This window comes from Algoriphagus sp. AK58 (genome assembly GCF_014324365.1).
GTDB lineage: Bacteria > Bacteroidota > Bacteroidia > Cytophagales > Cyclobacteriaceae > Algoriphagus.
This window is the reverse complement of the sequence record NZ_QEIG01000008.1, coordinates 343,503-355,569: the sequence shown is the minus strand read 5'-3', so window position 1 is coordinate 355,569 and position 12,067 is coordinate 343,503. Positions and strand designations below refer to the sequence as shown.

At 44.8% G+C, this 12,067-nt stretch carries 8 protein-coding genes; 2 read left to right on the top strand and 6 right to left on the bottom strand.

Annotated features, from left to right (window positions below; all coding sequences use genetic code 11):
• The first annotated feature begins 26 nt into the window (after positions 1–26).
• The gene (locus DDT91_RS08385; protein ID WP_255502052.1) at positions 27–641 is read left to right on the top strand and encodes a tetratricopeptide repeat protein; all 615 of its coding nucleotides are present in this window, start codon (positions 27–29) and stop codon (positions 639–641) included.
• Positions 642–657: 16 nt separating this feature from the next.
• Here the strand turns inward: DDT91_RS08385 and DDT91_RS08380 are convergent, their stop codons facing one another.
• From DDT91_RS08380 to DDT91_RS08360, 5 genes are all read right to left on the bottom strand, one after another.
• Positions 658–1,530 carry a PIG-L deacetylase family protein gene (locus DDT91_RS08380; RefSeq protein ID WP_187175727.1) on the bottom strand — a complete coding sequence of 291 codons (873 nt, stop codon included), beginning with the start codon at positions 1,528–1,530 and terminating at the stop codon, positions 658–660.
• A 63-nt stretch (positions 1,531–1,593) separates the two neighbouring features.
• Complete coding sequence (locus DDT91_RS08375; RefSeq protein ID WP_187175726.1) at positions 1,594–2,982, bottom strand: aminopeptidase P family protein; 1,389 nt, start codon at positions 2,980–2,982, stop codon at positions 1,594–1,596.
• Positions 2,983–3,058: 76 nt separating this feature from the next.
• Positions 3,059–3,979: a dihydrodipicolinate synthase family protein gene (locus DDT91_RS08370; protein ID WP_187175725.1), complete on the bottom strand. Its 921-nt coding sequence runs from the start codon at positions 3,977–3,979 to the stop codon at positions 3,059–3,061.
• A gap of 82 nt (positions 3,980–4,061) precedes the next feature.
• Positions 4,062–6,305, bottom strand: coding sequence for a S9 family peptidase (locus DDT91_RS08365; RefSeq protein WP_187175724.1), 2,244 nt, complete (start codon positions 6,303–6,305; stop codon positions 4,062–4,064).
• A 216-nt stretch (positions 6,306–6,521) separates the two neighbouring features.
• Complete coding sequence (locus tag DDT91_RS08360) at positions 6,522–7,397, bottom strand: AraC family transcriptional regulator (RefSeq protein ID WP_187175723.1); 876 nt, start codon at positions 7,395–7,397, stop codon at positions 6,522–6,524.
• Positions 7,398–7,591: 194 nt separating this feature from the next.
• Between DDT91_RS08360 and DDT91_RS08355 the strand changes: the two genes are divergently transcribed.
• Positions 7,592–9,160: an L-serine ammonia-lyase, iron-sulfur-dependent, subunit alpha gene (locus DDT91_RS08355; RefSeq protein WP_187175722.1), complete on the top strand. Its 1,569-nt coding sequence runs from the start codon at positions 7,592–7,594 to the stop codon at positions 9,158–9,160.
• A 180-nt stretch (positions 9,161–9,340) separates the two neighbouring features.
• Here DDT91_RS08355 and DDT91_RS08350 read toward each other — a convergent pair whose 3' ends face one another.
• Positions 9,341–12,058, bottom strand: a complete 2,718-nt coding sequence (locus tag DDT91_RS08350; protein ID WP_187175721.1) for a DUF6797 domain-containing protein — start codon at positions 12,056–12,058, stop codon at positions 9,341–9,343.
• Between the last annotated feature and the right edge of the window lie 9 nt (positions 12,059–12,067).

Genomic DNA, 12,067 nt, shown 5'->3' with positions numbered 1-12,067 from the left:
TAAAAAAACCTCGCCTCTCCCAAACCTTGGTTGAGAAAATAATGGTGCTAGGGTTCATCCTTTTGCTCTCAGGCTTTACCTTGGCACAAGCCCAGGATAAAATAGTCGATGCATTCAAAGAAAGTTATGCGTTTGAGAAATCAGGAAATTTCAAAGGGGCAATCGATAAAATTAAATCTGTCTATCAGGCCGATTCCTATGAAATGAACCTGAGGTTGGGATGGTTGAGTTATCAGGCATCACAATTGAAAGAATCTTTGGATTACTATAACCTAGCAATTAACCTGAAACCATATGCTTTAGAGCCAAAGTTTGGTTTGGTATTACCACTTTCCGTGCAAGGAAAATGGACAGCTATAGAGGAAATCTATCTTAAAATGCTTCAGATAGATCCTCAGAATTCCGTGGTTAATTATCGGTTGGGTTTGATTTATTACAACCGCAGCAATTTTGAAAAGGCAGATTCCTACCTTGAAAAGGTTGTCAACCTCTATCCTTTCGATTATGACGGGTTGCTTCTACTCGCGTGGACCAAGCTCAAACTGAAGAAAGCCAGGGAGGCTACGGTCCTTTTCCAAAAAGTGCTTTTGAATAACCCGGGAGATGCTTCGGCATTGGAAGGTTTGTCGTTGTTGAAGTAGTCTGGCTTTTCTTTCCTTATTTCAGCATCGGAAACAGCCTTAAGATGTCTTCCCGAGTAGGCCGCGTTCCGTACTCACAGATTTCAAAAGCTTCGGCAAACTTCACCTGAGCCGCTTTTTCTTTTCCATACCATTCTTCCAGTGCTTTTTGTACGCTTGGATTTGGAGCTAAAGCCCGCTTGGATTTCAGCCAAGCGATACGCTCTTCTTTTTCTTCGGGAATCACATCGGTCTCATTTCCGATCCAAGGAAGCCATTCGTAAAACTGTGAAGTGTGCGCGTCCAAGGCATAGATTTTCTGATCAATCACCGAAGTGATATCGATCACGATATCCGGTGAGAAGGGATTGGGCTTTTGAAAATTGTCCTGGTAGTAAAGGAAAACCGGATTTTTGCGAAGAGGAGGAGTATCGGCAGCGATATTGGGAACACCCACCATAAAGGCCGCGTCCTGCACCAAAACGCCGGTGTATCGGTGATCGGGATGGTAGTCATTGGGCCGGTGGGAAATCACCACATCCGCACCCCATTCCCGGATTTTTCGGATCACATCGAGTCGAATTTCCAAAGAGGGAAGCAGTTCCCCATCGTGATTGTCCAAGACATCGTATTGGATTCCCAGTCGCTTTGCCACTTCTTGCGTTTCGGCATAGCGCCGCTTGGCAAGCATGCCTCCGCCCATTTCCATGTGCCCTGCATCTCCGTTGGTGATAGAAAGGAACTTGACTTCATGGCCCATCTTGGCAAAAAGGGCCGCAGTGCCTCCGCCTTTGATGTCGCAGTCGTCCGGATGAGCTCCGATCATCAGGATTCGGAGCGGTTTTTCCTGTGAAAATGCAAGGGAAAAGGCAAAGTACAGTAGGACGAAGGGCAGGAGAGCTTTTTTCATATCAGGGGATTTGGAATGAATAAGCTACCAAAAGGATTGTGGAAATCAAAGAATCGACCGAGTCTACTTTCTCCGGATCCGTTCTACATCTGCGATTTCAATTTCCAGAGGATCTCCTAAAATCTGGGAACCTAAATCGGTAATTAAATAGCCGTCTTCCACCCGGATGCCTCCGAAATTTCGGTATTGGGCCAACTTTTCATAATTGATGTATTCGCTGTGGAGGTTCTCCGACTGCCACTGATCGATCAGTTGCGGGATGAAATAGATACCGGGCTCGATGGTAATCACATAACCGCTTTCGAGTTCTTTCCCCAATCGGAGGGATTTCAGTCCAAACAGCTTGCTTTTTTTGAATTCGTCGGTGTAGCCTACGTATTCTTCACCCAAATCCTCCATATCATGCACATCCAAGCCCATCATATGTCCCAATCCGCATTGGAAAAACAAGGCATGAGCGCCCTTATCGACCGCATCGTCCAAATTGCCTTTCATAAGCCCCAATTCCTTCAGGCCTTCTGCCAGTTTCCTGCAGGCTAGCAAATGCACGTCTTTAAATCGAATTCCTGGCCTCAGTGCTGCAACGGCAGTTTGGTAGGCCTGAAATACGATCTGATAGATTTCTTTTTGAGAGGAGGAAAATTCAGGTCCCACGGGAAATGTCCGGGTAATATCCCCTGCATATCGCATGGCTGATTCCGCACCAAAATCACCCAAAAGCATTTTTCCCGGAATCAGGGTATTGGAATAGTTGTGGTTGTGCAGAATCTGGCCATCAATGGTAATGATGGGGGGGAAGGACAGATGTCCTCCCATAGCGAGGGCTTCCCCATTTACCAATCCCAAGAGTTGGTATTCCTTCATGCCGGGTTGGGCTTCCTTCATCGCCTTTTTGTGCATGCTCACGGAGATGTTCACAGCTTTGTTGATCTCCCTGATTTCTTCATCAGTCTTGATTGACCGTAAAGCTACCACCGCTTTAATGAAGGCAACCGATGCTTGGGACGGGATTTCGGAATAGGATATAGAAAGCCACTCGGCAAGTTTCTGTCTGTTTTCCGGACGGTAAGGAGGAAGAAAATGGATTTTCTGTTTAGTGTTCTTTTCCAAAAACTTAGGCAGCTCATTTTTGGATTTGGTAAGCTTGACTCCGATCTCTTGAGCTAATTCAGAAAGAGGGGGATGGGCTCCTTGCCAAATCAACTCCTCAGTAGTTAAATTATCCCCAAAGATGATTTCCAAATCCTGATCAATATCGATGATCGCAGCGAGTCCGGGCATGTCCAATCCAAAAAAATAGAGGAAGGAACTGTCCTGACGGAAAGGATACCAGTTGTCCTTGAAGTTACTGCTACTTTCTTCATTGCCGAGGAAAAGCAATATTCCAGACCCCATTTTCTGCTTCAACTTCGTTCTTCTTCCTTGATAAGTTTCTATGCTGAATTTTTTCATTTATGAAATCCCGTGATTTAAGGCCTAATGATCAATTTTCGAAGTCTTGTTCCTTGGAAGTAGAAGGGATTTAAAGTTAATAAATGCTTACTTTCTCTACTGTGGGTAAGACGGGTCTGGAGGCAAGTGAGGTTTGGATCACCTGTAATACCCTTTGTCTTTCTTCTCCGACCAAAGGTAGTCGAGGTGCCCGAACATGTTCTGTGCCCAATCCGGTGGCTACCTCGGCGAGCTTAATGTATTGAACCAGTTTTGGATGAATATCCAATTCCAAAAGAGGAAAGAACCAACGATAAATTTTTAAAGCCTCCTTAAATCGGCCCTCCTGCATGAGGTTATAAATGGCAACTGTTTCATGGGGAAAAGCACAAACCAAACCAGCGACCCATCCATCTACTCCAAGTGCCAAGCTTTCATAGGCCAAAGGATCCACTCCGCATAGGATTTTGAATCGATCGCCAAATCGATTGATCATTTTGGTAATATTTCCAAGATCCCTTGTCGATTCTTTGACTGCCTGGATATTTTTATACTCCGCCAATTCCTCAAACATGTCCAAGGTCACCAGAATTTTATAATCCACAGGATTGTTGTAGATCATGATGGGCAGATCAGTGGATTTGGCGATTTCTTTAAAAAAAGTGACAGTTTCCCGGTCATCTGCTTTATACCGCATTGGGGGTAAAACCATGAAACCTTCTATCCCGCTGTTATTTGCAGAAGTTATTGCCTCAATTGCTCCTTTGGTAGACTGCTCGGCTATCGTGAGGACTACCGGAATATTTCTCCCAACAACTTCTAAGGTGGATTGGATCAATTTCTGCTTTTCTGAATTAGTCAATGTGCTGGCTTCACCCAAGCTCCCTCCGAGGATGATTCCATGAACTCCGGCCTCCATCTGCACCCGAAGATTACATTGGAAAGCAGTAAGATCAAGCTGATCATCAGAGGTAAACTTGGTGGTAATGGCTGGGTATACTCCTTTCCAATTAATCATAGTGCTGCGTTTAAGTTTAAAATTTTAGGTTTTTATTAGAGCTGGTAACTTTCATAGAATTGCGGGCTGTTTTTTAAAAAATTTACTTTCCCCCAGGCGGTAAACTTTTCAGCCAGAAGTTTTTCATGGTTTCCCTTAAGTGTAGTGAGGTATTTTCCCGTTCGTTGATGCTGTGGGACCGCATGGGATAAGACATCATGGAAAATTGTTTGTTGAGTTTGATCAGTTTATCCACCAGCATTTCAAAGCTTTGGTAATGCACGTTGTCATCTGCTGTGCCGTGGATAATCATGAGTTCGCCCTGTAGATTCTCGGCATAAGAGATCGGAGATCCTTTGATGTACCCTTCTTCATTATCCTTCAATAGACCCATGTAACGCTCCTGATAGGTGGCATCATAAAGGCGTTGATCAGAAACAAAGGCTAGTGCTATTCCAGCTTTGTAAAGCTCCGGAAAACGGAACATCAAATTCAAGGTCATCTGTCCGCCTCCACTCCATCCCCAAGAACCGACTCGGGAAGGGTCAATAAACGGATAGGTTTTCAGGACTTGTTCCACAGCTGCCTTTTGGTCATAGGAGGCTAAGATCCCGATTTGTCCATAGATCGATTTTCGCCAATCCCGGCCTCGTGGAGTTTTGGTGCCTCGGTTGTCAATGCTGATGATGACATATCCCAAATCTGCCATATAGTGGTGCCACAAGTCTCCATCTGCCCAATTATCCTGAACCGTAGAACTTGCAGGTTCTCCATAGACAAAAGCAATAAGTGGGTACTTTTTAGTGGGATCAAAATTTTTGGGTTTGATCATCCATCCATCCAAAACTACATCACCAATATCCACTTTGAAAAACTCCTTGGGGTTAAGACCTAATGCGTCATATTTGGATTTAAGTGCCTGATTATCCTCCAAAACTCGGACTGTTTCGTGTTTTGGCAGGCTGACCAAAGAATAAACGGGCGGAGTTGTGGTGTTTTGAAACGTGTGTATGGCAAATTTTGAATCGGTGGAAATCTGATAGCCGTTTTGCCCGGAAAGGCTCATTGGAGTGATTCGTTCTGCTTTTCCTTTTTTGTTCAGTGAGCTGCGATAGAGGTAGCGTTGGGTAAAGTTTTCAGGAGAGGCAATGTAGTAGACAAAACCACTCGCGGGGTCGATATGGCTGATTCGCTCTACATCAAACTCCCCCTCTGTTACCAATTCTGCTGTTTTCCCGTCTCTGGAGACTTTGTACAAATGCATCCAACCGTCCCGTTCACTGGTCCAGGTGAAAAATTTCTCCCCATCCAACCATCGGATATTGTCATGTACATCCAGAAAGGCAGCATCTTTTTCGACCAGGATTTTGGACAAGGACAGGGTTTGGATATTGCCAACCCAGACCGTGTTTTGGTTTTGGGGACGATTCAGCTGCTGCACCATCACTTCCTGAGAATTGGGGATAAAATCCATCCTTGCCAGGTAATTGTTTCGCGGATCACCTGGGAAATCAAACCATTTGGTCTCACCGCCTTCGCTGGAGACTACACCGATTTTTACTGCAGAAAGAGTTTGTCCGACTTTAGGATAGGGCAGAGGAATAGGTTTTGAATAGATGGAGTCGAGGTTGTTGATCAAATAAAAGGTGCCTACACCTTTGGTGTCAGACTGCCAGTAGGCGATGTTTTTCCCATCCGGACTCCATCTAAACCCATCTCTGCAATCCAACTCTTCCTCATAGACCCAGTCGAAGGTACCGTTGATGATGTCTTTGTCGCCATCAGTGGTGATTTGGGTGATTTTTCCCGATTCGAGGGATTCCACAAATATGTTGTTTTCGCTAACATAAGCTACCCTTGTGGCATCAGGAGAAAATTTGGCAAACATCAAGGTGGTGGCTGGAATTCCTTTGCCCAGTTGGCTGAGTTTCCTGGTTTTTAAATCCAACACCCAATAATCTCCTCGGGTATGGTAGCGCCATACTTTTCGGGTATTGGTAAAAATCAACAGCTTGCTGTTGTCCTCTGACCAGTGATAATCCGAGATAGTCAAGGGTGATTGGCTATCAGTCGGAATCAGTTCTTTAGCAGAGATCAACACCGAACGTTTTCCGGACAAGGCCTCATACCTTACAATATCATCCCCTTCGGATTGATTGCTTTTTTCAATGCTTGAGTAACCCAATCCATCTTCCATCCACCTGATTGGTCCAAATCGGTTTTGTCTGTAAACTCCGTCACGGTAGGTAGCTTCGAGGGTAAGTTTTGTTTGAGAGTAAACTTGGCCGCCAAAAATGAGAACGAGGAAGAGTGTAAGTAAAGGTTTAAATCTTTCTAAATGGGTCATTTTAGCATTGTTTTTTGGATTAATCAGGGCTTTGTCCCGTTGATCCTTTCTGATAAAGTTAACTTGGCGAGATAAAGTATTACTGTAAAATTTTACCTAAAAGGTGTGGTATTTTAACTGATGATGATTTTTTTGAAATACAAAAAGAGAGCGATACTCACAAAAGAGTAAGTAATATAATTCTATCCCCAAAGAAGATTCTATCTATTCTTAAACTCAATTTGACGCAAGAAGAATGTTCTTTCGGAATTCTAAAGGAGTCATTCCGGTGACACTTTTAAAATGCTTATGAAAGTTGGAGAGGTTATTATATCCGCAACTATAGCAACATTCTGAGGTGTTGTAGTCTTGCTCTGAAATTAACCTGCATGCGTTGGCTATTCTGACTTCTATCAGAAACCTGGAGAATGTTTTTTGGCTTTTATACTTGAAAAATCTGCAAAAAGCTGTGGGAGTCATATTCACCAAATCTGCTACCTGCTGTAAAGTGATTTTTTCAGAATAGTTTGTCCGGATAAAATCAAATACCATGTTGATTTTCGGAATGTTTTCCCGGACGGTGTGGATTGGAATTCCCAAACAAGAAATAAAGTCAAGTTGGTTGTCTTTGGAGATGCAATTGAGGATGTCCAGAATGGAGAGAAATTTTTCGAAGGTGTTTTTCTCCGGCAATTTCATCAAGAGTGGACTTATTTTGTCTTGTATACTTGTGGATACCCGGATTCCATAGACTGCTCCATCAATCAATTTCCGTATGGCAAATGCTTCTGGAATATCTCCCAAAGAATTGTTGATCACATCCTGATTAAAAAAAATTGAAATTGCCCGGGCTTTTTTCTGTCCGTTGTTTTGATAATCATTTTCACTGTTTCGGAATACATGAGGCAGGTTTTTTCCGAAGAGAAAAATCTCTCCTTTCTTGAAGTTTATCACACTGTCTGAGACAAATAGGGATCCCCCTCCTTCTAGGATCAAGGTGATTTGGAACTCCTCGTGAAAGTGAATGGGCTCGAAGAAATTTTCAAGGTCCCAACATTCTACTCTAATGGTTTCTTCCTTTTGTCGAGGTACTTTAAAATGGAGCGGATGCATAACATAAAAGAATTGATAGTGCGGGGATAGTTAAGATAATGTATTCTTAAATTATCATTCTGACCGGTATTAAGCAATTTGTGAGATTCGTAAAAAGAGCAAATGTTAAAATAGTATATAAATTGGATAAAATTCCACAATACCTCAGATAAGAATCTGCCTACCTTTAAACATGTACCATATCCAAATGAAGTATGACTTACCCTAGCATTTTTAACGACGTGATCGGCCCTGTGATGAGAGGTCCATCCAGCTCCCACTGCGCTGCATCATTGAGAATCGGGAGAATTTGCCATGACCTAATGGATGGTCGTATTTCTGACATTGGGATCGATTTTGATCCGGAGGGTTCCTTGGCCACTACGCACAAGGACCAAGGATCGGATATGGGTTTGTTTGGGGGATTTTTGGGTTGGGAGGCTTATGATGAACGATTGGTCGATTCTGAAATGCATCTGGGTGCCGCGGGAATCAGGGCTACCATTACCATCAAGGAATTGAATGAAAAACACCCGAATACCTATCAAATCACCCTTCGTAATCCTTGGGAAACCCATCAGGTCATTGCCATTTCCACCGGAGGCGGAATGATTGAGGTATTGGAAATTGATGGAGTGAAGGTATCCTTGGCAGGAGACTGCTTTTTGACGCTAGTCTATTCTTCAGATTCTCAAAAGCTTAATGCGTACCTCAGTGAGGCAAAGCTGCCGGAGGACCTGGAAGTTCATGCAAATGAAAAGGGAATCCTGATTTTGAAATCTCAGGCTTTTCTGGATGAAGCCTACCTGGAAGAATTGAAAGCAATAGACGGCGTCATTTCTATTAAACAAGTGAAACCTGTTTTACCGGTACTCACTAGGAAAAACACCAGCGTTCCTTTTATCACCTGCGATGAAATGTTTGCCTACAATGAAGGCAAGAACCTCAGCCTTTGGCAACTCGCGGCAAGGTATGAAAGCATGCGTGGCAATATTTCGGAAGAGGAGGTGTTGACCAAAATGAACGACATCCGGCTTATCCTGAAGAATGCAGTGGAGACAGGCTTGAAGGGAACGAAATTCGAGGACCGAATTCTTGGCCCACAGTCTGTGAAATTCAAATCGATGATGGAGGAAAGGAAGTTAGTAGATGGGGATGTCTTGAACAGGATCATCATGTATGTTTCAGCCATCATGGAGGTGAAAAGCTCCATGGGTGTAATAGTCGCCGCCCCTACGGCTGGATCGTGCGGGGCAATGCCCGGTGCCGTTTTGGGTGTGGCGGATTCTTTGGGGCTTTCGGATGAAGAAACAAATAAAGCCTTACTCATAGCAGGCTTGATCGGAGTGTTCATAGCAGCCCATTCCACTTTTGCTGCGGAGGTCGGAGGCTGCCAAGCAGAATGCGGTTCCGGGGCAACCATGGCCGCAGCGGCGATAGTACACCTGGCTGGAGGCAACTTAAACCAAAGCATCTCCGCTGCTTCTATGGCGTTGCAGAGTTCTTTGGGAATGATCTGCGATCCGATAGGAAACCGGGTGGAAGCACCATGCCTCAATCGTAACGTAATGGCCGCCTCCAATGCCCTCTCCTGTGCCAATATGGCTTTGGCCGATTACGATCATTTGATTCCACTTGATCAGGTGATTGAGACCATGTATGAAGTGGGGAAAAGTATTCCCAATACATTGAGATGTACCAATCTGGGAGGTCTTTCTATTACCAAAGCAGCCAAAGAGATTGAGCTGAAGTTGGGACAAAAGCAGTTTTATAAAAGCTGCTGAGGATCTTAACATTCTCGATCATTTTTTGATCGTTACCCTAGGTAAATGGAAGTCTCCTTTCGGAAATGGTCTAAATCTACATCCTGTTTAAAATAAAATTAGGCTGCCCAAGGAGCAGCCTGATTTTCAATTACCCGATCTATCTATTTTTATTTTTTCCAAATTTTTCGGTCCGCTTTGCTACATTCCTCCCAACTGATGAATGGTGTTCTGAACCAATCCTTCCCTTGCATTTCCACGATCATCCTTGATTTGGTATTGGATCTCCATCACCCAAGTTGGCTTGATATTCGGGATGGTAAGATTGATTGTTTTTTTGTCCGGACTCAGTTCTGCTTTGGTGACTTGCAGCGTCTGCTCGTTGTAATGCTTGGAACCATACTTTCTGGATCGGAGCAAATCCCACGTTTTTACCCTAAAATGGGAGGTGTCCTGAACACTTGCTGTATTTAGTTTGTCTGTAAAGGTCAGTTTGATTCCGGTGTTGGTCGCTTCGATCCCTACTGGGATAACCATAGGTTGGTCGACTTTTCGGATTCGATAAAGTCCTCCCAATTGGGGTTGGGTGGAACCCCAGGCAGACAAGCCGCAAAGGTACAATTGGCCGTCCCCGGGATTGAATCTGCCCCGCATCACTCCAGTGGAAAATCTCGGGATGGGCAACTCAAAAATGCCTCCTTGTACCTGACTGCCGATTTTTTCAAATGGAACTACAAACACTTTCCCATAGCCATAGGAGAGATTCAGCAGCTTTCCGTTGAGTGCGCCCCACTTTTTGCTGTCTACCCAGAGGAGTTCGGATGGGGACTGATCCCGGTCTCTCTCTACCCACACCAAGGGTTGCTCCATGCCCTTCTCCGTACTGTCTTTAGGAGGATTAAAGCCAAACATGTTTCCATAAAATCCTCCTTTTTTGACCCAATTGATGCGATTCATAGGATTCCAATGCCCTTCTTGGTCGGTTACAATGAAGGTTCCATCCGGATTGATGCAAACTCCATTGGCAGCCCTAAAGCCTGTAGCGACGATTTCTGTTTTCTGTCCGTCAGGGCTGACTTTGATCAAGGTGCCATGCTGGGGTACCAAGGCTTCCCGGGCATGTCGGGCACTTTTGGCGTAGTAGAAATTCCCTTCTTTGTCGACCTGAAGCCCCATGGCAAATTCGTGGAAGTGATCGGTGACCATGTGGTCACTGTTGAAGGCTTCATAAAAATCGGTTTCCTTGTCCCCGTTGAAGTCGTGAAGTTTCACCAGTTGATCTCGGCAAGTGACAAAAATTTCCTCATTGACCACTTTGATGCCCAAGGGCTGAAATAAGCCCGAAGCGATACGTTGCCAGGTGAGTTTCCCGGAGTTTTTCGTGAATCCCTCCACCAACCACACATCTCCGTCAGTAGAGCAGATCACACCTTTGTTGGTGTCTTTAAAGAAATCCAGGCCACTCAGTCGGAACTGATTTTTCCAAGGACTGTCAAATGGAGGATTCATGATATCTACTTGGAAAGGGCCCTCTTGCACTCCCATTTGAATGGAGGAAGTCAGCTGTTGAGGATATCTGGATGGGCCTCCTTTGATCATGGTATCCAAAGCCTCCGGTGGGCTGGAAGTTTTTGCATACTGCTGCAGTCCTTTGATATCGGATTTTCCGATCAGGATTTTGATTTTGATGTTTTGAGAAGGCGGGGCTTCCACTACGATAAATCCGCCTTCTTCTTTCAAAGAAACTCCTTCACCAACCAAGGCTACTGCCGTTCCTTTTGGAGCGATTCGCATTTTTAGGGGCTTTGACGAGGGAGAAATGTTGAGGGTTCGAGTGAATATCGGCTGGTTTTCCAAAGTTTCCAGCCCAAAGGTTTCCAGCACTTTGGCACTTCCCACCGTGTAGGAAATGATCACCCTGTCCCTGAATTGATAAAGCCCTTTGTACTGGGCCCATTCCCGAGGGAGAGGGCCAAATTTTCTTCCATCCCGTGCCTGGAAGCGGGGATCGTCAAACTTTCCTGTAGAGGGGTTCGCCCAAGCAGGAGCCACGGGGTTGGAAAAGTGGAGATCTCCGACCGTTCTGGGAGAAATATTATGCTTGCCATTGAACAGAATCGCTTCCCAATCAATGAAGCCCTCCCCAGTCCAGGCTCCGGCCACACGCATCAAGTCGTGGTCAAACATCATCCAGGCTTTCCCCGCAGCCACTCCTCCTGCTCCCTGGTCCAGCCTCACAGCGATTCCTTTGTAGGCAAAATTCTGCTTCACCAGATTTTCATCGGGTAAAGGAGCGGTGCCAGTTGACCTTTCTCTGGGAGGGGCGTTTAATCCAACCAGTTCATAGGTGTTGATTAAAAAATTGCCATAGTCCATCTCAGCCCAAGGCTTAAATTCTTTTGGAGCAGGCCCCATGGAAGTTCCTTCCGGCAAACCGGCTAGGTAAGCCGAATCGATTTCAACAAACTGTCCCGGATTTTTCTCTTTGATGAAGGTTTCTCTCAGGTAGTTGATGATGTCATACTTCTCTATGGGGGTCAAATTGACTTGGGGAGGCATCGAGCCATAACCCCGGGTTAGTGTCTGGTAAATTGAATAGGGATCTTTTCCAACTTTAAATTCACCTTCCCAAAATTTGAATGCTGTTGGAATCGACCCTACTTGTTCGGGATTCCCATGGCAGTTGAAACAGATATTGTTATAAATATGCTCTCCGGTGCGGATGGATTCATCGTATCGGTCGTCCAGTGCAGTCAGCAGTCCCCGATGGTCAATGTCTTTTTCATAATCAGGTAAGTCAGATTCTTGAAGTATAAAACCGATGGAGGATTCCGCTTGCTTTTCCGAAGGGCTTGGCTTGCATCCATTCAAAATCAGAATTGCGAGGAGGGTACTAAAAACGAGGTGAATTTTATTCATTTGAATGCT